Here is a 26,541-nt window from a genome sequence, read left to right on the forward strand (position 1 = left end):
TGCTATGCTCAATATATCACACAATAAATTAAATAAAAAGGTGGATCTCTCGAGCTATAAATCTTCAAAAAAGGTTTTAGAGAAAGAGCACTACGCTTACTTTAATAGATTTTTAGCTGTTTTTGCAATTATACTTATTGTTATCGTATTCCTTCCGTGGACACAGACTATCTCATCTGTGGGTTATGTCACAACTTTAACTCCAGAACAACGTCCTCAAACTATACAATCCCCTATTCCCGGCAAGGTCGAAAAATGGTACGTACGTGAAGGTGATTTTGTAGAAAAAGGAGATACCATACTTTTTATTTCAGAAATTAAAAATGAATATTTTGACCCCGATCTGGTTGCCCGTACAGATTTACAAGTTCGAGCTAAAGCAAATTCTGTCGAGTCATACAGTCAAAAAGTGGCAGCCCTAGGTAATCAAATTGCAGCTCTTAATAATGAACGGATTTTAAAATTAAAACAGGCAGAGAATAAACGTATTCAAGCCGGTTTAAAAATTAAAAGTGACAGTATAGATTATGAAGCCTCAAAAACTAATTTAAGTATTGCGCAACGTCAATATGAGCGTACGCTAAGCTTACAACAAGAAGGCTTAAAAGCAGTCACAGATGTAGAAGAAAAACGTCTCAAATTACAGGAAACAGAAGCAAAACTAATCTCGCAAGAAAATAAACTATTAGCTTCCAGAAATGAGTTACTTAATGCACAAATTGAGTTGAGTCGACTTGAAGCTACTTATGCAGATAAAATATCAAAAGCACAAAGTGATAGAGCAACAGCACAATCTGCACAGTACGATTCTGAAGCTGCAGTAAGCAAACTTGAGAATAGCCGTACGAATTATGAAATACGTAATGATTTGTATTACATACGCGCTCCTCAAGCCGGTTATATTAATAAAGCGATTATTGGTGGTATCGGTGAGACTTTTAAAGAAGGTCAAAAACTCGTAGGTATCACCCCTTCAAACTATGATATAGCTGTAGAAACCTATGTTAAACCTATAGACTTACCTCTTATACATCTAGATGAAAAGGTTAGAGTTCAGTTTGATGGATGGCCTTCAATTGTATTTAGCGGTTGGCCAAATAATTCTCTTGGTACTTTTGGAGCGCGCGTGGTAGCAATAGAAAATTATATTAGCCCTAACGGAAAATACAGAATCTTACTAGCACCAGACAAAGAAGAACAATCCTGGCCAGAAGCTTTGCGCGTAGGTTCTGGAGCAAATACAATGGCACTATTAGAAGATGTTCCTATCTGGTATGAGCTTTGGAGAAAACTTAATGGATTTCCTCCAGATTATTATACCCCAAAAGCTGATGCCGAAACTACTAAGAAATGATGAAGAGATTTATACCCTACTTATTTATTTTTCTGGGGATGGCAGTAAATGCTCAGGAAGATTCTCTGGAAACGTTGACATTTAGAGATTTTCTAATTCTTGTAAAAGAAAATCATCCCATCGTTAAACAAGCTAATCTCCTAACTGAAACCGGGGCAGCTAAATTATTAAAAGCGCGGGGCGGTTTTGATCCTAAAATTGAAGTTGACTTTGACCAAAAGGTGTTTAAAGAGACCGAATATTACAATTTGCTTAATGCCACCTTTAAAATACCCACCTGGTATGGAATCGATTTGAAAGCGCAGTTTGAAGATGATGATGGATATTATCTAAATCCGCAAAATACGGTGCCTGAAAATGGTTTATATACTGCCGGAATATCTGCATCATTAGGCCAAGGTTTATGGATAAACGATCGTATGACTACTTTAAGACAAGCGAAAATTTATAGTCGTCAAGCTGAAGCTGATTTACAGATAGCAGTAAATACGGTTCTTTATCAGGCATCTATAACCTATTTTGAATGGCTTCAGGCTTATAAAAAAACGAAGCTTTATGAACGTTTTCTTGAAAATTCTCAAGTACGTTTTAGAGGAATCAAAAGTAGCGCACTAGCTGGCGACAAACCGCTTATAGATACAACGGAAGCAACAATAAGTGTGCAAAGTAGAGCACTTAATTTAAGAGAAGCTCAATTAGATTATTTAAAAAGCAAACTAGAGCTTTCTAATTTTTTATGGGTAGGAAATAATATTCCTGTCGAACTTCAAGATGGTATTTTTCCGCAGGACGATTTAGATCTCATTATTGATGAAGTTTTAAATACAACAGGTTTTGATTTGCAAAACTTTCAACTCGAAGAGCATCCTAAAATACGCAGTCTTAATTATAAAATTGAAGCCCTTCAACTTGAGAGACAGTTAAAAGCTAATAGTCTCCTACCGGTAATTGACCTTAATTACAACTTTATAACCTCTGAGGCAGATAATTTAGATTCCTTTTATACGCAAAATTATAAAGCCGGTCTTCGTTTTAAAATGCCGCTATTTCTTAGAAAAGAACGCGGTGATTTAAAACTTGCAAAATTAAAAGTGCAAAATTCAGAATTTGATTTTGCAAACTCAAAATTAGAACTTCAAAATAAATTAAAAGCGGTCACTACAGAGCTTCAGGTTCTTAAAGAACAAAATGAGTTAGCCGCTGATCTAGTAAATAATTATGAAACGATGTTATATGCCGAAGAGCGTAAATATCAAGTAGGAGAAAGTTCGATTTTTTTAATAAATACCAGAGAGTTAAAACTTATCGATTCTCAATTAAAAAAAATTGAAATCACAAACAAATATTATAAAGCAAAGGCAAATCTATTTAAGACATTAGTTACTGATCCTGATTCAATTTAAGTACGTTTTGTTCCTCATAATGACCTTGAATCATTCTGAATATTTGTTTCAACTAAAATAGGTATTCTTTGTACCTTTGCGCCTGTAAAATATACACACATGATTATAGCAAAAACCAGAGAAGAAATAGAGCTAATGCGAGAAAGCGCCCTAATAGTTTCTAAAACTCTGGGAGCTCTCGCATCTGAAGTTAAACCGGGTGTAACCACATTACATTTAGATAAAATTGCTGAGACTTGCATTAGAGATCACGGGGCAATCCCGGGTTTCTTAGGTTTATATGATTTCCCAAATTCGTTATGTATGAGCCCCAATGAGCAGGTGGTTCATGGTATTCCCAACTCAAAGCCTTTGGAGGAAGGAGATATAATATCCATAGATTGTGGAGCGTTAAAAAATGGATTTTATGGAGATCATGCTTATACCTTTGAAGTAGGTGAAGTAGATCCTAGAACAAAAAAATTACTTGAAGTAACAAAAGAGTCGCTCTATAAAGGTATAGCCGAATTCAAACACGGAAATCGCGTAGGCGACGTAGGTTACGCAATTCAGAAATATTGTGAAGATCACGGTTATGGCATCGTACGAGAATTAGTAGGGCACGGTCTGGGAGCAAAAATGCACGAAGATCCAGAAATGCCTAACTACGGTAAGCGTGGTCGTGGTAAAAAATTTATTGAAGGAATGGTCGTAGCCATAGAGCCAATGGTAAACCGAGGTACTCACCGCATAAAACAGCATAATGATGGTTGGACTATTACTACTCGTGATGGAGAGCCAAGTGCTCATTTTGAGCATGATGTTGCATTAGTAGATGGTAAACCAGAACTTCTTTCAACTTTTAAGTATATTTATGATGCCTTGGGCATAACAAGTAACGAAGAAGATGCTTTTAGAGCACAGGCTATTACAAATTAGCATATTAATAACACCCCCTACATACAATGCAATTAGAAACATGGATCAAATACCGTGAGGATAATTGGGAAGAAAATTATACTATAGGACTTTCTAATTATGGTCGCATACGTAGTTACAACAAAAGCCCGGAAGGCACTCTTATAAAGGGAGGACATATTCACGGCTATGTAACTGTAAGTGCAAAACTGGCAAATGGTAAGCGTAAAAATTACTACTTACATAAATTATTAGCCAAAGCTTTTTTAAAGGCAACAGATGAAGAGACCGCTGTTCTTCATCTTAACCACGATAAAAAAGACAATAGAATTGAAAATCTAAAATGGGCAACGCATCAAGAGCGCTATGCACATCAGAAAACAAGTCCGCTTGACATTAAAAGGCGTACCTCTGGTGAGCGGCACTATACGAAGTTAACGTATGCTGAAGCTACCATTTTAAAAAAGAAATTGCTAGATCCTAATCGTCGTACGCGTCTTAAGGTATTAGCTAAACAATTTGGAGTTTCAGAGATGCAATTACATCGAATTAAAACCGGAGAAAACTGGGGTGATCTAAAAGTATGATTGCACAACTCTTTAAGCGTATCCTCAACGTGGTCCCTCGTCCACTTCTTATAAGATTAAGCTATATAGCTCGACCTATTCTTGCTTTAGGTCTAAAAGGGGAGCGTTATGAAGATCCTATAGATGGAAAAACATTTCGAAAGTTTTTACCTTATGGTTATGGAAAACAACGGGAAAATGTACTCTCTCCCTCTACATTATCTTTAGAACGACACAGACTGCTCTGGTTATACCTTATTCAAAAGACCGATTTCTTTTCAGCAAAATCAAAGGTGTTGCATTTTGCGCCTGAACAAGCTTTTTATAAACGCTTCAGAAATATGGAGAACTTAGATTACACGACTACGGATCTAAATTCTCCCCTTGCCGACGTGAAAGCAGATATTTGCGATCTGCCTTTTGATGATAATACGTATGACATTATCTTCTGTAATCATGTTTTAGAACATATACCGAATGATGAAAAGGCAATGCTTGAGCTTTATCGCGTTTTAAAACCTGGTGGAATGGCTATTTTACAAATACCTCAAGATTTAAACCGTGCAACTACTTTTGAGGATAATAGTATCACAGATCCTAAAAAACGTGCTGAAATTTTTGGTCAGTACGATCACGTGCGTGTTTATGGTCTTGATTATTTTGATAAATTAAGATCTATAGGTTTTAAAGTAGAAGAGGTTGATTATACAAACCAATTAACTCCAGAAAAAACCGATAGATACCGCCTTGCAACTGGTGAAATTTTACCTGTATGCTATAAGTAGATTTATTTAACTATGAAATTTGAGAAGCCTTTAGACTTAAAAATCGCTGTGCTATCCTTATCGGCATATATAAAATAGGCTTCAATATCCTGATGCCTATTTAAAACTTGTTTTGACTTCTCTAATCCCAGCGCCATAAAGGCTGTAGCAAAACCATCTGCTTCAGCACAAGTTGTTGCGATAACTGTAGCGCTCAATATGTCGCTTTTTTCGGCTTTACCAGTTAGCGGATTGATAGTATGCACATAACGTTTTCCTGTAGTCGAGTCAATTCTAAACTTCCTGTAATTACCAGAACCTGCCATTCCTCTATTCTGCAATTCTACAGCTTCAGTAAATTCACGGTTATTTAAAGGAGAATCGATATTTTCAATACCCACACGCCACGTCTGATTTTTATCTAAATTTTTCCCTTTTGCAAATAATTCTCCTCCTAATTCAATGAGGTAATTTTCAACACCGTTATTTTCAAGCATTTTCCCTAACCTATCGATGCTGTACCCTTTAGCAATGCTATTAAAATCAAGATATACTGCTTTATTCTCTTTTATAATTCTTCCTTCGCGCGATAGCTTAATCTTATCTAATCCGACATAAGCCCTTAAAGAATCTAATACCACGCTATCAAGCACCTTTATTTGCTTCTCTGGACCAAAACCATATGCATTGACTAATATTCCCACTGTGGGATCAAAATAGCCATCCGTTGCATTATATATTTTGCGAGAGAGTGCAAGAACATCTCTAAACATAGGCTCAATAACAATAGTAGTATCGCCATCATTTATTTTTGAGATATCAGAATCTTCGAGATACGTACTCATCGATTTATTTATTGCTGCAATAGTAGAATCAAACTTCTCAACAACTTCAAAACGTTCTGAGCTATAAAATTGAACGCGATAGCCTGTTCCTAAAGCTTCACCTGCTAACTCGACCAATTGAGGTTCTGAATCACAGCTTATAAGAAAGCTAAAAATAAATCCTAATAAAACTAATCTCATCATTTAATTACTTGAAGTCCGTTGTATATAACTGTATATGAAGTTCCTTTCTCTACAGGCTTACCATAGTCGTCTGCACTACCTAAACCTACTCCGGCATAAAATGTTTTAGCATTAAACTTATCTGCGTGTTGTTTAATCTCATTCATAAAAAAAGGATCATAATCATTAGCGTCCTCAGGATAACTGACAGCTCTAACAATGACAAAATGTAATTTCTTATCTCGTAATGCTACAAATTGCGGATTCCGCTTTAGCTGAGAATTCACACCTAAAAACTCAAAACCTTGCTCTTCCAGATCTTTACCTACGATATTCATCGCAAGATTATGAAGCTCCTGTTTATCTAATAGTTCTGCCATAAAACAAAGATAGCATGTCTAAATTTATAAGTGAAAAATCCTTTGCAAAACAATATATATATATCACATAAAAAAGCCGCTACATTGGTAGCGGCTTTTTTTATAGTTTGAAGTTTGAAAATTAACCTCCGAAATCATCAAAACGAATATTCTCGTCTGGAATTCCAAAGTCTTCACCCATTTTCTGAACAGCTTTATTCATAAGTGGAGGTCCACAGAAATACAATTCAATTTCTTCTGGCTCCTCGTGCTTACTTAAATATTGTTCTATTACTGCATTATGCACAAATCCTACAAAACCATCTCCTTCTCCGTGGATATCTGATTTTTCTTTCCAGTTATCTTCTTCTAAAGGTTCAGATAAAACTAAATAGAATTTAAAGTTATCAAACTCTTCTTCAAGATCACGGAAGTGTTTAAGGTAGAAAAGCTCACGCTTAGAACGACCACCATACCAATAAGTTACTTTACGACCTGTCTTTAAGGTTTTAAATAAATGATATAAGTGCGAACGCATAGGCGCCATACCTGCTCCACCACCTACGTATAGCATTTCTGCTTCAGACTCGTTGATGAAGAATTCTCCGTAAGGACCAGAAATAGTAACCTTATCACCTTCTTTTCTACTGAAAATATATGAAGAAGCAACACCAGGATTAACATCCATCCATCCACCCTTTGCACGGTCAAATGGAGGCGTTGCAATACGCACATTCAACATAATCTCACGACCTTCTGCCGGGTAAGATGCCATAGAATATGCACGCTCTACAACTTCGGTATTCTTCATTACTAGTGGCCAAAGCTTAAACTTCTCCCACTCATCTTTAAATTTATCTGGATCACTGTGCTCTTCTGGATGCGCGGTAATATCCATATCTGAAAACTTAACAGTAGTTTCAGGAATTTCAATTTGAATATATCCACCGGCTTTGTAATCCATATCTTCAGGAATCTCAACAACGAATTCCTTAATAAATGATGCCACATTATAATTTCTAACAACAGTTGCTTCCCATTTTTTAATACCAAAAACCTCTTCTGGTATCGTAATGTTCATATCCTGCTTTACCTTCACCTGGCAAGCTAGACGTGCACCTGATGCTAGTTCTTTACGTGTAAAATGTGGAGTCTCTGTAGGCAATGCTTCTCCACCACCTTCAAGTACGTGGCATTCACATTGAATACAAGTACCACCACCACCACAAGCTGATGGTAAAAATACTTTTTTACCTCCTAATGTAGAAAGTAGTGAACTACCAGAATCTACTTCAATTTTCTTTTCTCCGTTTATAGTAATAGTAACGGGACCTGATGGAGAAAGCTTCTCTTTTGCAAAAAGTAGTAAACCTACTAATACAATAGTCAACACTAAAAAGGCTACTACGGTTGCCGCTACTACTCCTCCTGTACTTGCTGCTAAAAACATATTATTTAGTATTTATTTCTTTAGAAACTTCGGCTAAAGGCACTTCTGTTTCAGAATCAGTAACTGTGTTTTGAACTTGAGATTTTGCTAGTTCATCTGTTTCTTCAGTAGTTTCATCACCACCTGTAAGCATTCCACCAAAACTCATAAACCCAATCGCCATTAAACCTGTGATAATAAATGTAATTCCTAAACCTCTTAATGGAGCGGGTACATTTGAATATCTAATTTTTTCGCGAATAGCTGCAATAGCAAGAATAGCAAGAAACCAGCCTATACCTGAAGAAAGGCCATAGTTAAAGGCTAAACCAAGGGTCTGAATATCTCTTGATTGCATAAATAGTGATCCTCCAAGAATAGCACAGTTTACAGCAATAAGAGGTAAAAATATACCTAATGATGTGTATAAAGCCGGCGCAAATTTCTCAACTACGATCTCTACTAATTGAACCATTGTAGCAATAGTGGCAATAAAGAGAATAAATGATAAGAAACTTAAATCAAAGTCTGCATACTCAGCACCTAACCATTTAAGAGCTCCCGGACGCAATACATATTGATCTAGCAGCCAGTTCATAGGTACGGTTACCGCTAGTACAAATATTACAGCAGCTCCAAGTCCTACAGCTGTAGTAACTTTTTTAGATACCGCAAGATAAGAACACATTCCTAAGAACGTTGCAAATACCATATTGTCAATAAAAATTGACTTAAAAAATAACTCTACGTGTTCCATTTTTTTTATTTAAGAAGTTAGAAAGGAGTATTAACTCCAATCAGAATCTTTAATTTTCTTCAATTAGTGCGCTATTCCTAGAACGCTGTATCCAAATGATAATTCCCACCACAATAAGAGCCATTGGAGAAAGAAGCATAAAGCCATTATTCTCATAACCTATAGCGTACAAACCAGTTTTAGTAATAGGGTCTCCCAGAACTTTAAATCCTAATAAAGTACCAGAACCTAATAGTTCTCTAAAGAAACCTACAATAATTAAGATCAATGCATAACCGGCAGCATTTCCTATACCATCAAGGAAAGATCTCCAAGGCTTATTTCCTAAAGCAAAAGCTTCAAAACGCCCCATAATAATACAGTTAGTAATTATAAGTCCCACAAATACCGAAAGCGTTTTACTCAACTCGTAAGCAAAGGCTTTTAATACTTGATCTACAATAATTACCAAAGCCGCTACAACAACAAGCTGTACAATAATTCTAATCTTAGAAGGAATAATATTTCGCATAAGCGAAATAACCACGTTACCCATTGCCAATACAAACACCACAGAAAGTCCCATTACAATAGAAGCTTTAAGCTGTGCAGTAATTGCTAATGCTGAACATATACCCAATACTTGAATTGTAATAGGGTTGTTATCTGCAAGAGGATCTAAAAGTAATCCTCTATCTTTTTTAGATAATAATGCCATAATTATATTTTTAAATCTTTAAGGTATGGGATATATAATTTCACCGTACTATTGATCATAGCGGTAACTCCGTTTCCAGTAATTGTTGCACCGGCAAGAGCATCAACTTTACCATCATCTTTACGATCGTTAAGTGGATCATTATTACCTTTTGCTACGCTGATACCTTCAAACTGAGTCCCAGACATAATCTCTTCACCAGTAAAATCATCCATAAAATAGCGCTCTTTAATATTTGCACCTAAGCCTGGAGTTTCTCCTTTATGGTCAAAATAAACACCTTGAACTACAAAGTTTTTATCTAATGATACAAACCCCCAGATAGCATCCCAAAGACCTTTACCGTATAAAGGAATTATATAGTAGCTCTCACCCTCTTTTTCACCAATGAATAAAGGAAGTTTACGATCTTCTTTATCTTCTGCAAGCTGACCTTTAAGATCTATTAAATATGCAGCAGTATCTTTAGAAATTTTACCGTTTTGAATTACTAATTGTTCCTTTATGTATTTGCTGAATTCTGCTTCTACCTTATCTGTAGGAATAAAATTCACTGCACCTTCAACATTCTCATTTATGCCCATTGCATAAAGGATGTTTTGTTGCTTTTCAAAACGCTCGTTTTCTGTAATTGCAGGCTTTAAACTAGATGCTGTAAAAGCAAGTAGCGATCCTACCACAAGCACCATCACAACTGCGAAGATGATTGTGTAACTATTTTTATCTGTATTTGCCATGATTAAGCAGTTTTAAGTTTTAGACGTTTCATACGCTTCTTCACATTTGCCTGAACAACATAATGATCTATCGTAGGAGCAAAAACATTCATTAACAAAATTGCTAAGAATACACCTTCAGGAAACGCCGGATTGAATACACGAATCATAATAGAAAAGAAACCTATTAAAAATCCGTACCAGTATTTACCTGTATTGGTTTGCGATCCAGACACTGGGTCTGTTGCCATATAAACAATTCCGAATGCAATACCACCTATTACTAGATGCTCCCAAAATGGAGTACTCATAAGACCGTAAAACGTGTTTCCTTCACCTATCCAACCTTGATCAACAACTCCATTGAAAATTAATCCCATTACTGCTGCACCTACGATGGCACTTAAAATTATTCTCCAGCTTGCAATTTTTGTAAACATTAAAAACAAACCTCCCAGAATAATTAGAAATGTTGAAGTCTCACCAATTGATCCTGGTATAAAACCAAAGAATTTATCTGAGAAGTCATAAACTACCGAAGAGTTTTGAGCATAAGCCCCTAAGATTGTTTCTCCAGATATTGCATCTGCTCCACCTTCTGCTGCTTTAGCACCGTGAACCCATACTTTATCCCCACTCATCCAGGTAGGATATGCAAAGAATAAAAATGCTCTAATAGTCAAAGCAGGATTTAGGATATTCATCCCTGTACCTCCAAAAACTTCTTTACCTATAACAACTCCAAAAATAACTGCTACAGCAAGCATCCATAATGGAATATCTACCGGTACAATCAAAGGAACTAGCATCCCGGTCACTAAGTAACCTTCTTCAACCTCATGTCCTTTAATAACAGCAAATATAAATTCTACTCCCAGACCTACAGCATAAGATATTATTACAAGAGGAAGAACTGTCCAAGCTCCCATTATAAAATTATCCCAAGTAAAAAAGTTGCCAAATAAACTAGCCTCTCTAATAACTCCTTGCGCTGCATCTACAGCTGAATAATGCTGATACCCTGTATTAAAAATACCCCATATAAGCACTGGTATAAGTGCCATAATAACTGTATTCATAGTACGCTTAAGATCATCAACCGCTCTTACGTGACCACCACTATGCGTAGTTTCATCAGGCGTATATAAAAATGTATGCAACGCATTAAATGCAGGAGCCATTTTCTTGCCTTTGAAATCTTCTTTAATTCCGTGTAATTTTTCTTTTAATCCCATTGCTCTTATCCTATTTCTTCGTGCATTAAGTCAAGTCCTTTACGAATGATTGCTTGGTGTGGTTGTTTTGAAACACATACAAACTCGGTCAACGCAAAATCTTCTGGAGCAACCTCATACATACCCAAAGCTTCCATTGCATCAAGATCTTGAACCATACAAGCCTTTAGTAATTGAAGTGGATAAATATCTAGAGGAAAAACTTCCTCGTAGTTTCCGGTTACCACAAATGCTCTGTGCTCACCATTTGTATTTGTATCTAAATCGTATTTTTTATTTGGAAATAACCAAGAGAAGGTTAACGCTCTTGATGAAGAAATTTTATTAAAAACTGGCTTATTCCAGCCAAAGAATTCATAATCATTTCCTTCAGGAATGGCTACAAATTCATTATGATAATATCCTAAGTGACCTTCTGCAGAAACTTGATTTCCAGTAAGAATATTACCAGATATCATACGCACATTATCACCCTCGATTCCTGCTGAATAAGCAAATGTTGAAACCTCAGCTCCTATCTTAGTTCTATAATATTTTGGCGCTTTAACACGTGATCCAGAAACTGATATGATACGCTCAGAATTGAATTTACCTGTAATAAACAACTCACCTATTATCGCTAAATTTTCTGGAGTAATTGTCCACACAGTTTCTCCTTTATTAATAGGAGATACTTTATTAATAAGTGTACCTACATTTCCACTAGGATGTGGACCGACAACTGTATGCATTTCAACGTTACTCAACTTAGAGAAAACAGAATTTGCAACTTGCGCTACTCCTAAATGAATTCTACCTGAAGTTAATTTACTTAACGCAGTAAACCCTGCCTGTAAAGCAGCTTCTTTACCCTGAAGAATAAAATTGTAGTCTGGCGCTAGAGGTGCACTATTATGACCCGAGATATAAATTGCAGAAGGTTCTGTTTTAGTACTAGCAATAACATCATATGGACGTTGCTTAATAAATGGCCACAGACCAGATTCTAAAATACGCTCCTTAATAGTTGCGGCATCTGCAGTATTCACATCAAGCATAGGAAATTCCACCGTAGTATCTCTACCATCTGCTTCAATTACAATACTTACAATAACTCGTTTTGCACCGCGTTTAATCTCTCTAAGAATTCCACTTACGGGAGAAACAAATTTGATACTAGGGTCTTTCTTTGCATAGAAAAGCGGTTCTCCTGCTTTAATAGTAGCTCCTTCTTTAAAAAGCATCTTAGGAGTTACAAGATGAAAATCTGAAGGCTTGATCACATAGGTTCTTGACCGGGGCGCATCTGAGATAATATGCTCAGCCTCACCCACTAACTTAATATCAAGACCCCTTTTGATCTTAATGTCTTTTGACATAGGAAGTATATGTTAAAGTTCTTGTTAAACTCAACCCATTATATGCTGGAATTGAGGAGTGCGAATTTACAAATTTTACATGCTCATAACACAAAGTACAGGTTAAAAATATTTATTATTAATGCCTATTTCTTAAACTTTACGCGACAAAGGCTTACAAGATGCATATTTACCCCTTATTGAGATTGTTTACAAATAAGCAATATAATTCGCTACATTTGACATATAATTTCACCTTGCACGTATGAAAACGTTTTCGTTACTAATTGCCTTATTTTCATTCTGTACAATTCATAGTCAAAAAGCTCAAGAAGTTCCTGCTCCGCCCTACATAAAATCTGTACAGTTTTATGGTAATACAGCTCAAAGTCAATTACCGCTAATTCAACTTGGCCAACCCTTAAATTTGAGTTTTGATGATATAATAGGTGATGAGGCTAATTACTATTATAGAATCACGCATCATAATTATGACTGGACGCCTTCAGTGCTGGCTAAGACCGAATATTTAAGTGGCATTGACGATGTGCGTATTTTCAATTACACAAATTCGGTAAGTACACTTCAGCTATATACTCATTATGAGTTGCAAATTCCCAATAGCAATACCACCGCATTATTAAAGAGCGGCAATTACCTCTTGGAAATTTATAATGAAGAGGATGAGATTGTATTTTCAAGAAAATTTATGATCTACAACTCCCTAGTTTCAGTAGGTGTAGAAGTTTTGAGAACGAGAGATCTTGAATTTATAGAAAATAAACAAGCGATAGCCATCACAGTAGATCTTGGTGAGAACATTATTGTTAATCCCGATCAAACTATCAATACGCTCATTCTTCAGAATAACAATTTAAATACAAGCATCTCTAATATAAAACCTCAATATAGTTTAGGAAATCAATTGCAATACCTTTACGATGAGAAAACGTCCTTTTATGCCGGCAATGAGTTTTTTGACTTTGATAATAAAGACATTAGGGCTGCGACAAATAGGATTCAATTTGTAGAACTCTTAGATCTCTACCATAATTATCTCTACGGAAATAATACAAGAGCAGAAACTACTTATACATATAATCCAGATTTAAACGGAAACTTTGCCATACGCACATTACAAGGCGCAGACCCCAAAGTAAACGCCGAGTATGCTTGGATTCATTTTAATCTTCAACATCCTAAACGCCCCGCAGGAGAATCCATTTATGTCTACGGAAATTTCAATAATTATACGCTTGAAGAATCTACAAAAATGATTTACAATGAAGAAACTCAATTGTACGAGTTGCCACTTCTACTAAAACAAGGTTATTATAATTATCGATATGTAGTAGCAAAAGATGGAATTAAGTTAAATCACAATCCAATAAGTGGAGATTTCTGGCAAACTGAAAATGAGTACACCGTACTTATTTATTATAGGGCGCCTGGTGCTCGTTTTGATGAATTAATAGGTACTGGCAACGCATTATCGACTTCAATTTCTAATGTGCGCCGCAACTAAATATAAAAATTCAGTTTATATTTAAAACTTGAAATTAAAACTATCCGTTTCTTCACAAAATAAGCTCCAGCATAGATCTAATATCTGCTTAAACTGTGAGCGTACACTAAAAATAACTCATAAATATTGTCCGTATTGCGGACAAATTAATTCAACTAAAAAACTTTCTTTAGGTAACTATTTCAATGAGTTTATTGTAAGCCTTATCAATTACGATTCGCGTATTTATTACACGCTTAAGGATATATTATTTAAACCAGGTAAAATCACACTGCGTTATGTAAATGGCAAGCGACTCACTTATGCCAATCCATTTCGGTTTTACTTAAGCATCAGTATAATTTACTTTTTATTGAGTGGATTTTTAGATTTTGTATTACCAAAGAAATCATCTACAGAACTGGAGGGTTTTCAGGAAGTATTTTCAGAATTTACCACAGAAGACTCAAAAATACCGCTAGATTCAATTAAATACTACCGAGAAAATTATAAAGAGATCAATAAAACCGACTCTATAAAAACACCTTTTTCATATTTACCTGAAGAAAAAATTAATCAAAACACCTTTTATAGTAGAACTAAAAATAAACTAGCGCTCTTTAAAGATTTTGCCACGAGCACAGATATCAAAAATGCTCCACAAGCACTTGATAGTTTGGCGTACGATAAAAGTCGAATTAATCTTTGGCTCTACGACCGCAGCACCACATACAATCGTATATTAGAAGAGCCGCTTCTATTTGCGTCTTATTTATCTAAAAAGATTCCGCTATTCCTATTCTTCTTCACTCCTATATTTGCATTATTTTTTATGCTTATATACTTTAAAAGGGAATCGTATAAAACAGCGAAATCTACCCTACTAAATACAGATAGCAAAACTCTAAGAAAAATTTTTATCATCCCATACATCGGCCCCATCATTCTATCAACACTAAGTTTTGCAAGAAAAATCTTTGTTATTTATAGAAAACGCACATATATAGAACATGTAATTTTTATATTTCACGTTTTCACCTTTCTATTTTTGGTTCTTTTATTAGCATTAATACCAGATAGCTTTCTTGGTAATGCTGTTGTAGCAACCATTTTATTTATGATTGTTGCACCAATATATTTTTACATAGCTCTTAAAAATTTCTATTCTGAAGGACATATTAAGACACTTTTAAAATTTTTATTTTTAAATATTGTATTTTTAGTTCTCACATCATTTACAGGCATTTTATTTCTTATTATAACTGCCGCAACCTACTAAGACGATGGTAGAACAAATCACAAAAGGCATTCGAGTTTCTGTAGATACTCACTTTGAAGGTTCATTTATGAAAAATAATGAAACCTATTATGCATATGGTTACCAAATATCGATTACAAACAATAGCAGAGATACAGTACAACTCTTAAGCAGATCTTGGTTTATTTTTGATGCCCTTAACAATCCCGAACGGGTTGTAGGTGAAGGTGTCATTGGCAAGAAACCGGTTCTAAAAACCGGAGAAACTCATACGTATTCATCAGGGTGTTTATTAAAATCTCCTTTCGGTTCAATGCGAGGCTATTATATTATGATAAATTTTGCTACTTCAGAACAATTTAAAGTTGAGATACCTTCATTTAATCTCAATGCAATTCATACACTTAATTAATTGAGTTAACTCACTAAAAATTTATAGTCCTATTTTACTAAAATTAGCACGTAAAACGGCATAGGGCATCCCTCTAATATTTTGTATCTTTCAATCCTAAAAATTGAATTCGAATAAAATATTTAAGCATGTCAAAAGGATTTTTTGAAGTACCAGTAGCCATAAATGAACCGGTAAAATCATACGCACCGGGATCTCCAGAACGCGAAGAAGTTCTTAATTCTTATAAAGAGTTATACAATAGCAAAATTAATGTTCCTATTTATATCAATGGAGAAAAAATAGAAACCGGTAACACAAAACCGATGTCTCCTCCACACGATCATCAACATATATTAGGAGAATATCATCTTGCTGAGAAATCTCATATTGATTCTGCCATTTCTACTGCTTTAGAAGCTCGCAAAAAATGGTCTAAAATGCCTTGGGAGCATCGCGCTGCAATATTTTTAAAAGCTGCAGAGCTTATACAAGGTCCTTACAGATCAAAAATTAATGCTGCAACTATGCTTGCACAGTCAAAAAATATCTTTCAAGCCGAAATTGATGCTGCTTGTGAGCTTATAGACTTCTTGCGATTTAACGTTCAGTATATGAGTGAAATTTATGCAGAGCAGCCAGAATCATCTTCTGCAGCCTGGAACCGTGTAGAGTATCGCCCGTTAGAAGGATTTGTTTATGCAATTACTCCATTTAATTTTACAGCAATTGCCGGTAATTTACCGGCTTCAGCTGCATTAATGGGTAATGTAGTAGTATGGAAACCTAGTGATAGCCAAGTTTACTCGGCTAAAGTTATAATGGATGTTTTTGAAGAAGCAGGAGTTCCCGCAGGTGTAATTAATATGGTAATGGGAGATCCTGTAATGATTACAGACACTGTTTTAGCTAATCCAGATTTTGCAGGAATACATTTTACAGGTTCTACCCACGTTTTTAAAGATATTTGGGCAAAAATAGGTGCTAATATCCACAACTATAAAACGTATCCGCGTATTGTAGGTGAGACTGGAGGTAAAGATTTTATTGTTGCGCATCATACTGCAAACCCACAACAAGTTTCTACTGCAATTGCACGTGGAGCTTTTGAGTTTCAAGGACAAAAATGTAGTGCGGCAAGCCGTATTTATGTAGCTAAATCTATATGGCCTGAGGTTAAAGATTCTCTTCTTGCAGACATCAAGTCTTTTAAAATGGGATCCCCAGAAGATATGAGCAACTTTATCACTGCAGTTATTCACGAAGCCTCTTTTGATAAACTTGCTAAATATATCGATCAGGCAAAATCTGATGAAAACGCAGAGATAATTGCTGGAGGTAACTACGACAAGACAAAGGGCTACTTTGTAGAACCTACGGTCATCTTAACTACAGATCCTAAATATACCACTATGGAAACAGAACTTTTTGGGCCTGTTGTTACCATTTATGTATATGAAGATGAAAAGTGGTCAGAAACTTTAAAATTAGTTGACGGTACGAGTGAGTACGCATTAACAGGTGCTGTACTAGCTACAGATCGCTATGCGATCACCGAAGCTACAGATGTACTTCAAAATGCAGCAGGTAATTTTTACATTAACGATAAATGTACTGGTGCAGTTGTAGGGCAACAACCTTTTGGTGGTGCTCGAGCTTCTGGAACCAATGACAAAGCAGGAAGTGCACTTAACTTATTGCGATGGGCATCTCCTCGACTTATTAAGGAAACTTTTGTGACTCCAGTGGACTATAGATATCCATTTTTAGGAGAATAATACAGGTTTAATTACCTCTAAAAGCTGCTAGAAATTCTAGCAGCTTTTTTATTAAACATATTTTGAATGTTACCTAAATGTTAACTGAACATAAATTTAAGGTTAATTGAAAGCTATTTTCTATATTTACCAATCAAAATATTAGGACTATGACGACAGAAGAAAACAAAATGTATGTTTTGAAGGTAAATTACTCGGTAATTGATGTTTCAAAAAAAAAGAGTAAACGTAAAATCACTCGAAAAAAAGAAAAGTTATATTTAGTTAAAGATCCTGAGACGATAGAAGAAAAACTGAGAGATCTAGAGTATACACTTTTAGAAATTCAATCTGATCAGAAAACTACTTTAATAGAAAAAGCTCAAGATCTTTTAAGAAGATTTGGTAGTCGTTGCAATACAACTTATTACAATATGCTACGTACTTAATTAATAAAAGCGACTTATTACAGTCGCTTTTATTATTATCCTTTAAACTTAAGTGGTAGATGGACTACCTTTTTAGTGTCGAAGAAATCTTCTTCAAAATAATCCTTTAGATCATATATTTTAGCTGTTGTATATAGCTTTAATTCTTCAGAAAGGTCTCCTCCTTTTAAATATAAGATTCCGTTTTTCAATTCGTGCTCACTTTTCTTCGCAATTTTACCCTTTACCCAATGAACAAATGTTTCCATTTGAGCTACTGCTCTACTTACAATAAAATCATATTGACCATCTACATTTTCAACACGATCATTTGTGATCTTCACATTTTTAAGACCTAAACCCTCACTTACCTCTTCTACAACCTTAATTTTCTTTCCTATACTATCTACTAGATGAAATTGTGTTTCAGGGAATAATATTGCTAATGGAATCCCAGGAAATCCACCACCGGTACCTACATCTAAAATCGAAGCACCCGGATTAAACTTTTGAATTTTAGCAATACCTAGAGAATGCAAGACATGTCTAAGGTAAATTTCATCAATATCTTTGCGAGAAACTACATTGATTTTCAAGTTCCAATCCTGATACAATTCATTTAATTTTTTAAACTGAAAGATCTGATTTTCATCAAGATCTGTAAAATATTTGTCTATTAGAATCATAATCAACTTTTATCGCAACAAAATTAGGTTTTACAGCGTTAAATTACAGTATTAATATGCCTTAAAAAGATATAAATCTTATTTTTGAGGTTGCGTTGTAAAGTGCTTTTTAAGCGCTTTTATATTAAGCAGAAAGTATATGACAAATCAAAAGACAATTAAGTTTTCACGCGTAGATTCAGCTAATTTTTTTAGAACATTGAACAAACGCGTAAATAGTTATTTCAAAGAAAATAATGTAGAACGCACCGGTAACTGGAAGTTATTTATAAAAACTGCAGTTATGTTTTCAATATTTCTAGCACCTTATTTTTTATTATTAACTCTGGATTTACCAGGTTGGTCTCAATTACTACTTACTATCGTGATGGGTATAGGTATGGCAGGTGTGGGAATGAACGTGATGCATGATGGAAATCACGGTTCATTTTCTAAAAAAAAATGGGTTAACAAAATAATGGGAGGCAGTATTTATATACTTGCGGGTAATGTATACAACTGGCAGGTTCAACATAATGTGTTGCACCACACGTATACAAATATACATGGTCACGATGAAGATCTTGAAGCGGGTAGAATACTTCGTTTCTCAAAACATTCACCGTGGTACAAACACCACCGTTTTCAGCATTATTATTCTATTCTGCTATATGGTTTATTGACCTTTAATTGGGCCATAACCACAGATTTTCTTCAAATGAAGCGATATCTAAAACGAAAACTTTCTTATGGTGAGTTTCCGAATCCAAAAGTAGAATGGACAAAACTAGTTATTACAAAAATCATTTATGTTAGTATCTGGATAGTTCTACCACTTTTAATTTTAGACATAGCTTGGTGGAAAGTGCTTATAGGATTTTTTGTAATGCATTATACTGCTGGTGTGATCTTAAGTATGGTATTTCAACTTGCACACGTGATTGATGAGGCAGACATGCCATTACCAGACAATTCAGGAACAATGAAAAACACATGGGCTATTCATCAGTTATTTACAACGGTAAATTTCTCTACAAAAAATAGAATTGTAAACTGGTTTACGGGTGGTCTAAATCATCAGGTTGAACATCATATCTTCCCTAATATTAGTCATATTCATTATACTAGCATTTCTAAGATAGTTAGAGAAACGGCTAAGGAATTTAATTTACCTTATAACGAGTACAAAACCACACGTAAAGCAATAATTGCTCATTTCAAATATTTAAAGGAGATGGGTATGCAACCCGCTCTACAATCAGCCTAAATTCTAAGTTATTTAATGGAAACAACTACCAATCAACTCTCTGATCGTATAAACAATCTGGCAACTTCTGCTACTCTTGCAATGGCGGCAAAAGCTCGTGAGCTTAAAGCTGAAGGTAAAGATATTATAGGTTTAAGCCTTGGTGAGCCAGACTTTAATACACCAGATTTTATTAAAGATGCTGCGATACAAGCCGTAAACGACAATTACAACAGCTATTCTCCTGTAGATGGTTATGTTGAATTAAAAGATGCTATTATTACAAAATTTAAACGTGATAACAATCTTGTTTACGATCGTACACAGATAGTTGTTTCTACCGGAGCTAAACAATCCCTTTATAATATTGCACAGGTTTGCCTAAACCCTGGAGACGAAGTTATATTACCTTGTCCTTATTGGGTAAGTTACGCAGACATCGTACAACTTGCAGAAGGTGTTCCTGTTGAAGTGCAAACTTCACTGGATACCGATTTTAAAATGACTCCAGAGCAATTAGAGGCAGCTATAACTCCTAAGACAAAAATGCTTTGGTATAGCTCGCCGTGTAATCCAAGTGGATCTATTTATAGTGAAGCAGAACTACGCGCTCTTGCAGACGTGCTTCAAAAATATCCCGAAATTATAGTTGTAAGTGACGAGATCTATGAGCACATTAACTATGTAGGCGGTCACGCAAGTATGGCACAGTTTGATGATATGTTTGATCGCACAGTTACAGTAAACGGTGTTGCAAAAGCATTTGCTATGACAGGCTGGAGAATAGGTTACATTGGAGCTCCTTCTTATATCGCTAGAGCTTGTAATAAAATACAAGGTCAAGTAACCAGTGGTGCAAACTGTATTGCTCAACGTGCTGTGATTACTGCATTAGAGGCACCAGTTAGCAAAATTCAATTTATGGTTGATGAGTTTAAAGAACGTAGAAAATTGATTCTTGGTTTATTAAGCGATATTCCCGGTTTTGAATGTAATGAACCTGAAGGTGCGTTTTACGTTTTTCCAAATGTATCCTATTATTTAGGCAAGACTCTTAATGGTACTGAAATTAAAAATGCATCAGACTTCGCTCTTTTCTTATTAGAGGAGGCTAACGTTGCTACGGTTACAGGAGAAGCTTTTGGTAATCCTAACTGCATACGCATATCTTATGCTGCAAGCAAAGAACAAATTATTGAGGCAATGTCTCGCATTAAAAAGGCAGTTTCATAATCTGAATCTCCAAAATACATATAAAAAAAGCGACCATTTCTGGTCGCTTTTTTAATTTCTATATTAAGCCCTTACATCTTTGGAAGCAGCACCGTATCAATTACGTGAATAACACCATTTGATTGATTAACATCGGCGATTGTTACAGTTGCAACATTCCCAGCTTGATCTTTAATTTTCACTTTTCCATCAGCAACCATACCCGTTAATAATTGACCATTAACTGTAGTCTATTCTGCAGTACCATTCCCAGCTTCAATATCTTTCATGATATCTTCTGCAGTATGCTTACCTGCAATTACGTGATAGGTTAATACGCCTTGAAGAGCAGTTTTATTTTCAGGCTTTAAAAGTGTTTCAACAGTACCTTCAGGTAAATTATTAAACGCATCATTAACTGGAGCTAACACCGTAAAAGGACCTTCACTCTGTAGAGTTTCTACTAATTCTGCAGCAGTAACTGCAGCAACTAATGTTGTGTGATCTTTAGAATTAACTGCATTTTCAACAATATTCTTTGTAGGATACATTTCTGCACCACCTACCATTTTAGTTTCCTGAGCAGTGGCTAAAGCACCTACAGCCATAAAAGCGATCATAAAAACTTTTGTAATTGAATTCATCTTTTTCATATGTGTAATTTTTTTAGTTACACTACACATACGAGCGAGATGTACGAAGAGGTTTTTTCTAGAATAGACCTTTATGAAAACATTAACCATCTACGCTAATTGGCTAAGTTCTTTTTTTAGGTGCGTTATAATCATATCAGCATGTACTCTAGTGTTCTCTATAAATAATTTACTGGTATTTAAACCGCTGTTGATAACCCCAGCAACATATACATTTTGAAGAGGCGTCTCCAGCGTTTCTGGATCGTGTATGGGTTTCTTTAAATCAGTTTCATCCACTGGAAGTCCTAATCGAGAAAACAGACTGTAATCTGGAGTATAGCCTATCATCGCTAAAACAAAATCATTTTCGATCTCAATTTCTCCATCGGGAGTATTAAGGATAACGCTATGAGATTTAATTTCTTTAACTGAAGTTTCAAAATAGGCTTTAATAGAACCTTCCTTAATTCGGTTTTCTATATTTGGCTTTATCCAGTATTTGGTTTTTGGATAGATTTCATTACTGCGTATTGCCATCGTTACCTCAGCACCCTTATAAAAAGTTTCTAAAGCTACATCACAAGCAGAATTAGCTGCACCGACAACGAGTACTTTTTGATTGACATAGGGATGTGGACTATCATAAAAGTGCTTAACCTTTGGCAGATCTTCCCCAGGGATGTTCAATTTGCGCGGTGTATCATAAAATCCAGTTGACACAATTACAGATTTTGTAGAAAATTCACCTTTAGGAGTCACTAAAATATACCCGTCATCAGATTTATTCATACTCATTACCGGCGTATAAAGCTGCACCTTTAGTTTCCAGCTGTCATATACTCTTCGATAATATTCTAAAGCCTCCTTACGTGTAGGTTTATCATTATGCGCAACAAATGGGACATCCCCTATTTCTAATAAATTTGAGGTAGAGAAAAAAGTCATATTCTCTGGGAAATTGTATAACGAATTAACGAGAACTCCTTTTTCTAAAATAACATAATCAAGTCCGGCTTTTGTAGCTGCAATACCACAGGCTAAGCCTATAGGACCACCTCCTACTATAATAAGATCGTAATTTTTCACAGTTCTTTTTTTTTTTGAATTAAAGATTTTTTTAATTCAATCGTTCACTCACATAGGGTTTTTAAATTAGACAACATGCTCACTAAAACCTTACGCTCTTGTAAATTTAACTGTTACTAGCGATTACGCCAAAAGAAGGGTGTAAAGAGAATAAGAACCGTAAATAGTTCTAATCTTCCTATCATCATTAAAAATGCACACCACCATTTACCAATTGCAGGAAGCGCATCAAAATTATTCACCGGACTTAACATCCCAAAGGCTGGCCCAACGTTTCCTAATGAAGACGCAGAACCTCCTAAAGCTGTGGGGAAGTCTAATCCCATAGATGCTAATCCGCAAGCTCCTATTATCCATGCCAAAAGATAAAGAATAAAGAATCCGAGGATATTAAATACGATCTCTTTAGAAACCGATTTTCCATTATGACGCACCGGTAAAATAGCGTTAGGGTGTAATGTTCGCTTAAATTCTAGAATACCATTACGTATAATCATCAAATGCCGCACAACCTTAATTCCTCCGGAGGTTGATCCCGCTGAACCACCTAAGAACATCAGACCAAAGAAAATCATTGTTGCAAATGGCGCCCACATCGTAAAGTCTGCAGATACAAAACCGGTCGTAGTGATTACCGAAATCACCTGAAAAAGACCATGTCGTATAGCACTTTCATACTCTCCTAAAACCATAGGATGATTTATGGAAGAAATAGAAACGTCTGCTTTTAATATGATTATAAATACTACTAATATGGTAAAACCTACAGTAAAGGCCGTATAAAGTTTGAACTCTTCATCTTTCCAAACATTGCGGAGTTTACCCTTAAATGCAAAATAACTTAAGACAAAGTTTGTCCCTGCGAGAAACATAAAGATGATAATAATATACTGCACTGCGGGATTATCATTCCAATATGCGACACTAGCATTCTTAGTACTAAATCCACCAGTAGACAGGGTGCTCATTGCGTGATTTATGGCATCTAAAAAAGACATGCCGGCAAGTTTAAGTAGTATAGTTTCGGCAACTGTATATCCAAAATATATTAGCCATAGTCGCTTTGCCGTATCTGTAATACGTGGATGCAGTTTATCTGCATTGGGACCGGGTGCTTCAGCTGCAAAAAGCTGCATTCCGCCAATACCTAATAAGGGTAAAATGGCAATTGCTAAAACAATTATTCCCATCCCTCCTATCCAATGTGTAGTACTTCGCCAAAATAAAATGCCATTTGGTATAGCTTCAATATCATTTAGTATCGAAGCTCCTGTAGTGGTATAACCACTCATTGTTTCAAAAAAGGCATTAGTAAATGAAGGAATACTTCCCGTTAGTAAATATGGCAAGCATCCACTTAAGGACATAAATATCCATCCAAACGTAACAACTATATATCCTTCCCGCTTTTGAATTACTTTTTTATGATCTCGCGTAAAGAACATAAACATTAATCCGGTAAATAGCGTGATCAACCCAGAAGATATAATTCCTAAAGCTATAGATATATTATCATAAAAATAACCAATTATGGCTGAGATAAGCATAAAACCACCATTAAATAGCAGTAATACACCCATTAGGTGAAATATGATCTTATAATTAAGTCTTGGTCTGTTTGGCATCTTATTAGATAAACATACGTTCTACTTTATTAATAGAGCGTAATAAGCAACATACTACAATACGGTCTCCCACTTTAATCTTATGATCTCCTAAAGCAATTATACCGCGTCCCTCACGTACAATTCCACCTATAGTTGCTGAACGTGGAAAATCTAAATCACGTATGCGCTTGCCTATTACTTGAGAATTGGGTTTTGCTATAAATTCCAGAAGCTCTGCATTCATATTGTTGAGCTTCGTCATTGCGACTACATCTCCTTTACGTATATACCTAAATATATTATTTGCTGCGAGAAGTTTTTTATTTATTAATGTATCAATACCTATGCTATGAGAAAGCTGAAAATAATCCATATTTTCAACTAAGGCTATTGTCTTTTTAACACTCTTTGACTTAGCGACTAAGCAAGACATTATGTTGGTTTCACTATTTCCGGTGACTGCTATAAAAGCATCCATATCATAGATATTTTCTTCTTCTAACAGTTCTACATTGCGACCATCGCCTTGTATAACAAGAGTTTTAGGTAACTTTTCAGCAAGATCAAAGGCTTTATCACTGTCCTTCTCAACTAACTTTACGTGAAAATTGTGAGTACAAAGGTCACGTGCTGTCTTATAACCAATTTTACTTCCACCTAAAATCATCACATTTTTGATGCGCTGTTTTGCTTTACCAGTAAGTTTATATAACTCATCCACTCCACCTTTAACAGTCATAAAATACACCTGATCTCCTTCTTTAAAAATCGTATCTCCACGAGGGATGAGTGTATATTGTGTTCCTTCACGTTGAATAGCGATAGGCATAAAATGTAATTCTGGAAATATAAGTGCTGCCTCCTTAACACTCTTCCCTACAAATGAAGCTGTACGGCTTAAAGAGGTACCCACCATTGTTAAAGCTCCGTTCTCAAACTCATAGCTATCGTTAAAAGCAGACTGATTTAATAACAGTTCGATTTCTGAAGCAGCTAAGCTCTCGGGAGATATGAGTTCGTCTATCCCAAATTTCTTGAAACCCGCGACCTCTTGATTTTCGATAAATTCAGTATTCGATATTCTTGCAATCGTACGCTTAGCTCCCATTTGTTTTGCGAGTACACAAACTGTAATGTTTGTCGTTTCACTTGCGGTCACCGCGATAATAAGATCTGTATTTTCGATACGCGCTTCTTTTAAGGTGGCAATAGAAGTCGTGTCTCCACGAATTGTGCGTATGTCAAGATGAGTATCTGCATAGGCGATACTGTCCTTATCTATATCAATGAGGGTGATATCTTGTGATTCAAAAGAAAGAAGTTTAGCTAAATGAAAACCAACTTCTCCTGCACCGGCAATAACAATCTTCATACTTTAATTTGAGGTAAAACCTTGCAAAGGTACACGTTTTAATAGAGATATATTTAAAATAACTGCCAACTAAAAGAGAACAGGTGCATCTCATAACAAATACTATATTTGCCAATAAAAAAAGTTATGAGCGGTAACATTAATCCATATAAGAACTCTGACCAGTCAAAACGTGTTCAAGTTGAAAAAATGTTTGACACTATTTCTAATGAATATGATGGCTTAAACCGCGTAATATCATTTGGGATAGATATTAAATGGCGTAAAAAAGTAGTCGCGATGATCGCAGCTACAAATCCGCAAAATGTTCTTGATGTAGCTACAGGTACAGGGGATCTAGCAATAAATCTTGCTGAAACCGGTGCCAATAAAATAATAGGATTAGATATCTCTGCCGGAATGCTTTCGGTAGGAAAGAAAAAAATAAAAGAAAAGAATCTTGATCAAACCATAGAAATGGTTCAGGCAGATTCTGAAAATCTTCCGTTTGAGGATAATCACTTTGATGCAATTACAGTAGCATTTGGTATTCGCAATTTTGAAACATTAGAAAAAGGATTAGCCGAAATTTTAAGAGTCCTTAAACCAGGCGGCCTTTTTGTTATTCTAGAAACTTCTGTTCCTACTAAAACTCCATTTAAGCAAGGATACACCTTTTATTCAAATCAAATTTTACCTCTTATAGGTCGTTTGTTTTCAAAAGATAAAGATGCCTATGCATATCTTAGTGAGAGTGCATCTGTTTTTCCATATGGTGAGAAGCTCAACAATATTTTGCGCAAAATAGGGTTTACTACTGTTGAAGATCATCCTCAGACATTTGGGGTTGCAACTATCTATACGGCATCAAAGTAATACT

At 35.4% G+C, this 26,541-nt stretch carries 25 protein-coding genes and 1 pseudogene; 13 read left to right on the forward strand and 13 right to left on the reverse strand.

All coding sequences use genetic code 11. The annotated features are described in order from the left end of the window. The first annotated feature begins 4 nt into the window (after nucleotides 1–4). The 5 genes from DSM00_RS15135 to DSM00_RS15155 all read left to right on the forward strand — a co-directional run bounded on the left by DSM00_RS15135 (nucleotide 5) and on the right by DSM00_RS15155 (nucleotide 5,005). Nucleotides 5–1,354, forward strand: coding sequence for an HlyD family secretion protein (locus DSM00_RS15135; RefSeq protein WP_128758824.1), 1,350 nt, complete (start codon nucleotides 5–7; stop codon nucleotides 1,352–1,354). Continuing rightward, the gene (locus DSM00_RS15140; protein WP_317127844.1) at nucleotides 1,351–2,757 is read left to right on the forward strand and encodes a TolC family protein; all 1,407 of its coding nucleotides are present in this window, start codon (nucleotides 1,351–1,353) and stop codon (nucleotides 2,755–2,757) included. The genes DSM00_RS15135 and DSM00_RS15140 overlap by 4 nt, the downstream gene beginning before the upstream one ends. Before the next feature lie 99 nt (nucleotides 2,758–2,856). Then, nucleotides 2,857–3,675, forward strand: coding sequence for a type I methionyl aminopeptidase (gene map, locus DSM00_RS15145; protein ID WP_128758825.1), 819 nt, complete (start codon nucleotides 2,857–2,859; stop codon nucleotides 3,673–3,675). 26 nt (nucleotides 3,676–3,701) lie between these two features. After that, complete coding sequence (locus DSM00_RS15150; protein WP_128758826.1) at nucleotides 3,702–4,241, forward strand: HNH endonuclease; 540 nt, start codon at nucleotides 3,702–3,704, stop codon at nucleotides 4,239–4,241. After that, nucleotides 4,241–5,005 carry a class I SAM-dependent methyltransferase gene (locus DSM00_RS15155; RefSeq protein WP_128758865.1) on the forward strand — a complete coding sequence of 255 codons (765 nt, stop codon included), beginning with the start codon at nucleotides 4,241–4,243 and terminating at the stop codon, nucleotides 5,003–5,005. The genes DSM00_RS15150 and DSM00_RS15155 overlap by 1 nt, the downstream gene beginning before the upstream one ends. Before the next feature lie 2 nt (nucleotides 5,006–5,007). On the opposite strand, the gene DSM00_RS15160 is transcribed toward DSM00_RS15155, so the two are convergent. The 8 genes from DSM00_RS15160 to DSM00_RS15195 form a co-directional block, all read right to left on the reverse strand. Beyond that, a complete protein-coding gene (locus DSM00_RS15160; protein WP_128758866.1) occupies nucleotides 5,008–6,009 on the reverse strand; it encodes an FAD:protein FMN transferase in 1,002 nt (333 codons plus the stop codon). Beyond that, entirely contained in the window at nucleotides 6,009–6,371 is a 363-nt protein-coding gene (locus DSM00_RS15165) for a Na(+)-translocating NADH-quinone reductase subunit F (RefSeq protein WP_128758827.1), read from the reverse strand. Before DSM00_RS15165 ends, DSM00_RS15160 begins: the two co-directional genes overlap by 1 nt. A gap of 121 nt (nucleotides 6,372–6,492) precedes the next feature. Then, on the reverse strand, nucleotides 6,493–7,800 hold the full coding sequence (gene nqrF / locus DSM00_RS15170; protein WP_128758828.1) for an NADH:ubiquinone reductase (Na(+)-transporting) subunit F: 1,308 nt from the start codon (nucleotides 7,798–7,800) through the stop codon (nucleotides 6,493–6,495). A gap of 1 nt (nucleotide 7,801) precedes the next feature. Next, on the reverse strand, nucleotides 7,802–8,536 hold the full coding sequence (gene nqrE / locus DSM00_RS15175) for an NADH:ubiquinone reductase (Na(+)-transporting) subunit E (protein WP_128758829.1): 735 nt from the start codon (nucleotides 8,534–8,536) through the stop codon (nucleotides 7,802–7,804). A gap of 49 nt (nucleotides 8,537–8,585) precedes the next feature. Further along, entirely contained in the window at nucleotides 8,586–9,233 is a 648-nt protein-coding gene (locus DSM00_RS15180; protein WP_128758830.1) for an NADH:ubiquinone reductase (Na(+)-transporting) subunit D, read from the reverse strand. A 2-nt stretch (nucleotides 9,234–9,235) separates the two neighbouring features. After that, nucleotides 9,236–9,973, reverse strand: a complete 738-nt coding sequence (locus DSM00_RS15185; protein ID WP_371456814.1) for a Na(+)-translocating NADH-quinone reductase subunit C — start codon at nucleotides 9,971–9,973, stop codon at nucleotides 9,236–9,238. After that, nucleotides 9,973–11,184 carry an NADH:ubiquinone reductase (Na(+)-transporting) subunit B gene (locus tag DSM00_RS15190; protein ID WP_128758832.1) on the reverse strand — a complete coding sequence of 404 codons (1,212 nt, stop codon included), beginning with the start codon at nucleotides 11,182–11,184 and terminating at the stop codon, nucleotides 9,973–9,975. The genes DSM00_RS15185 and DSM00_RS15190 overlap by 1 nt, the downstream gene beginning before the upstream one ends. A 5-nt stretch (nucleotides 11,185–11,189) precedes the next feature. Continuing rightward, a complete protein-coding gene (locus DSM00_RS15195; RefSeq protein WP_128758833.1) occupies nucleotides 11,190–12,542 on the reverse strand; it encodes a Na(+)-translocating NADH-quinone reductase subunit A in 1,353 nt (450 codons plus the stop codon). 244 nt (nucleotides 12,543–12,786) lie between these two features. On the opposite strand from DSM00_RS15195, the gene DSM00_RS15200 reads away from it, so the two are divergent. The 5 genes from DSM00_RS15200 to DSM00_RS15220 all read left to right on the forward strand — a co-directional run bounded on the left by DSM00_RS15200 (nucleotide 12,787) and on the right by DSM00_RS15220 (nucleotide 17,880). Next, the gene (locus DSM00_RS15200) at nucleotides 12,787–14,046 is read left to right on the forward strand and encodes a type IX secretion system plug protein (RefSeq protein WP_128758834.1); all 1,260 of its coding nucleotides are present in this window, start codon (nucleotides 12,787–12,789) and stop codon (nucleotides 14,044–14,046) included. Nucleotides 14,047–14,074: 28 nt separating this feature from the next. Next, on the forward strand, nucleotides 14,075–15,304 hold the full coding sequence (locus DSM00_RS15205; protein ID WP_128758835.1) for a DUF3667 domain-containing protein: 1,230 nt from the start codon (nucleotides 14,075–14,077) through the stop codon (nucleotides 15,302–15,304). Nucleotides 15,305–15,308: 4 nt separating this feature from the next. Next, nucleotides 15,309–15,695, forward strand: a complete 387-nt coding sequence (gene apaG, locus DSM00_RS15210) for a Co2+/Mg2+ efflux protein ApaG (protein ID WP_128758836.1) — start codon at nucleotides 15,309–15,311, stop codon at nucleotides 15,693–15,695. Between the two features lie 128 nt (nucleotides 15,696–15,823). Further along, a complete protein-coding gene (pruA, locus tag DSM00_RS15215) occupies nucleotides 15,824–17,452 on the forward strand; it encodes an L-glutamate gamma-semialdehyde dehydrogenase (protein WP_128758837.1) in 1,629 nt (542 codons plus the stop codon). 149 nt (nucleotides 17,453–17,601) lie between these two features. Further along, entirely contained in the window at nucleotides 17,602–17,880 is a 279-nt protein-coding gene (locus tag DSM00_RS15220; protein WP_128758838.1) for a hypothetical protein, read from the forward strand. A gap of 35 nt (nucleotides 17,881–17,915) precedes the next feature. Here the strand turns inward: DSM00_RS15220 and rsmG are convergent, their stop codons facing one another. Beyond that, a complete protein-coding gene (gene rsmG, locus DSM00_RS15225; RefSeq protein ID WP_128758839.1) occupies nucleotides 17,916–18,545 on the reverse strand; it encodes a 16S rRNA (guanine(527)-N(7))-methyltransferase RsmG in 630 nt (209 codons plus the stop codon). A 139-nt stretch (nucleotides 18,546–18,684) separates the two neighbouring features. Here rsmG and DSM00_RS15230 point away from each other — a divergent pair, with 139 nt between their 5' ends. Together DSM00_RS15230 and DSM00_RS15235 are read left to right on the forward strand one after the other, a co-directional pair. Beyond that, nucleotides 18,685–19,791 (forward strand): fatty acid desaturase family protein, encoded by a 1,107-nt coding sequence (locus tag DSM00_RS15230; protein WP_128758840.1) that lies wholly within the window; start codon nucleotides 18,685–18,687, stop codon nucleotides 19,789–19,791. A 15-nt stretch (nucleotides 19,792–19,806) separates the two neighbouring features. Then, nucleotides 19,807–21,003, forward strand: coding sequence for a pyridoxal phosphate-dependent aminotransferase (locus DSM00_RS15235; protein WP_128758841.1), 1,197 nt, complete (start codon nucleotides 19,807–19,809; stop codon nucleotides 21,001–21,003). A gap of 71 nt (nucleotides 21,004–21,074) precedes the next feature. Here the strand turns inward: DSM00_RS15235 and DSM00_RS15240 are convergent. The 4 genes and pseudogenes from DSM00_RS15240 to trkA all read right to left on the reverse strand — a co-directional run bounded on the left by DSM00_RS15240 (nucleotide 21,075) and on the right by trkA (nucleotide 25,682). Continuing rightward, nucleotides 21,075–21,602: pseudogene (locus DSM00_RS15240) on the reverse strand (fasciclin domain-containing protein). Nucleotides 21,603–21,725: 123 nt separating this feature from the next. Continuing rightward, on the reverse strand, nucleotides 21,726–22,703 hold the full coding sequence (locus DSM00_RS15245; RefSeq protein ID WP_128758842.1) for a YpdA family putative bacillithiol disulfide reductase: 978 nt from the start codon (nucleotides 22,701–22,703) through the stop codon (nucleotides 21,726–21,728). Nucleotides 22,704–22,819: 116 nt separating this feature from the next. After that, nucleotides 22,820–24,328: a TrkH family potassium uptake protein gene (locus tag DSM00_RS15250; protein ID WP_164916357.1), complete on the reverse strand. Its 1,509-nt coding sequence runs from the start codon at nucleotides 24,326–24,328 to the stop codon at nucleotides 22,820–22,822. Nucleotides 24,329–24,332: 4 nt separating this feature from the next. Continuing rightward, the gene (gene trkA / locus DSM00_RS15255) at nucleotides 24,333–25,682 is read right to left on the reverse strand and encodes a Trk system potassium transporter TrkA (RefSeq protein WP_128758844.1); all 1,350 of its coding nucleotides are present in this window, start codon (nucleotides 25,680–25,682) and stop codon (nucleotides 24,333–24,335) included. Nucleotides 25,683–25,808: 126 nt separating this feature from the next. On the opposite strand from trkA, the gene ubiE reads away from it, so the two are divergent. After that, nucleotides 25,809–26,537 carry a bifunctional demethylmenaquinone methyltransferase/2-methoxy-6-polyprenyl-1,4-benzoquinol methylase UbiE gene (gene ubiE / locus DSM00_RS15260; RefSeq protein ID WP_128758845.1) on the forward strand — a complete coding sequence of 243 codons (729 nt, stop codon included), beginning with the start codon at nucleotides 25,809–25,811 and terminating at the stop codon, nucleotides 26,535–26,537. Nucleotides 26,538–26,541: the final 4 nt, after the last annotated feature.

The sequence above is a fragment of the Leeuwenhoekiella aequorea genome, assembly GCF_004104375.1.
GTDB lineage: Bacteria > Bacteroidota > Bacteroidia > Flavobacteriales > Flavobacteriaceae > Leeuwenhoekiella > Leeuwenhoekiella aequorea.

Excerpts from the sequence above, each read along its gene's own strand:
- DSM00_RS15135 (WP_128758824.1), top strand. The coding sequence starts at position 5 with ATGCTCAATATATCACACAATAAATTAAATAAAAAGGTGGATCTCTCG.
- DSM00_RS15140 (WP_317127844.1), top strand. The coding sequence starts at position 1,351 with ATGATGAAGAGATTTATACCCTACTTATTTATTTTTCTGGGGATGGCA.
- map (WP_128758825.1), top strand. The coding sequence starts at position 2,857 with ATGATTATAGCAAAAACCAGAGAAGAAATAGAGCTAATGCGAGAAAGC.
- DSM00_RS15150 (WP_128758826.1), top strand. The coding sequence starts at position 3,702 with ATGCAATTAGAAACATGGATCAAATACCGTGAGGATAATTGGGAAGAA.
- DSM00_RS15160 (WP_128758866.1), bottom strand. The coding sequence starts at position 6,009 with ATGAGATTAGTTTTATTAGGATTTATTTTTAGCTTTCTTATAAGCTGT.
- DSM00_RS15165 (WP_128758827.1), bottom strand. The coding sequence starts at position 6,371 with ATGGCAGAACTATTAGATAAACAGGAGCTTCATAATCTTGCGATGAAT.
- nqrF (WP_128758828.1), bottom strand. The coding sequence starts at position 7,800 with ATGTTTTTAGCAGCAAGTACAGGAGGAGTAGTAGCGGCAACCGTAGTA.
- nqrE (WP_128758829.1), bottom strand. The coding sequence starts at position 8,536 with ATGGAACACGTAGAGTTATTTTTTAAGTCAATTTTTATTGACAATATG.
- DSM00_RS15180 (WP_128758830.1), bottom strand. The coding sequence starts at position 9,233 with ATGGCATTATTATCTAAAAAAGATAGAGGATTACTTTTAGATCCTCTT.
- DSM00_RS15190 (WP_128758832.1), bottom strand. The coding sequence starts at position 11,184 with ATGGGATTAAAAGAAAAATTACACGGAATTAAAGAAGATTTCAAAGGC.
- DSM00_RS15195 (WP_128758833.1), bottom strand. The coding sequence starts at position 12,542 with ATGTCAAAAGACATTAAGATCAAAAGGGGTCTTGATATTAAGTTAGTG.
- DSM00_RS15200 (WP_128758834.1), top strand. The coding sequence starts at position 12,787 with ATGAAAACGTTTTCGTTACTAATTGCCTTATTTTCATTCTGTACAATT.
- apaG (WP_128758836.1), top strand. The coding sequence starts at position 15,309 with ATGGTAGAACAAATCACAAAAGGCATTCGAGTTTCTGTAGATACTCAC.
- pruA (WP_128758837.1), top strand. The coding sequence starts at position 15,824 with ATGTCAAAAGGATTTTTTGAAGTACCAGTAGCCATAAATGAACCGGTA.
- DSM00_RS15220 (WP_128758838.1), top strand. The coding sequence starts at position 17,602 with ATGACGACAGAAGAAAACAAAATGTATGTTTTGAAGGTAAATTACTCG.
- rsmG (WP_128758839.1), bottom strand. The coding sequence starts at position 18,545 with ATGATTCTAATAGACAAATATTTTACAGATCTTGATGAAAATCAGATC.
- DSM00_RS15230 (WP_128758840.1), top strand. The coding sequence starts at position 18,685 with ATGACAAATCAAAAGACAATTAAGTTTTCACGCGTAGATTCAGCTAAT.
- DSM00_RS15235 (WP_128758841.1), top strand. The coding sequence starts at position 19,807 with ATGGAAACAACTACCAATCAACTCTCTGATCGTATAAACAATCTGGCA.
- DSM00_RS15250 (WP_164916357.1), bottom strand. The coding sequence starts at position 24,328 with ATGCCAAACAGACCAAGACTTAATTATAAGATCATATTTCACCTAATG.
- trkA (WP_128758844.1), bottom strand. The coding sequence starts at position 25,682 with ATGAAGATTGTTATTGCCGGTGCAGGAGAAGTTGGTTTTCATTTAGCT.
- ubiE (WP_128758845.1), top strand. The coding sequence starts at position 25,809 with ATGAGCGGTAACATTAATCCATATAAGAACTCTGACCAGTCAAAACGT.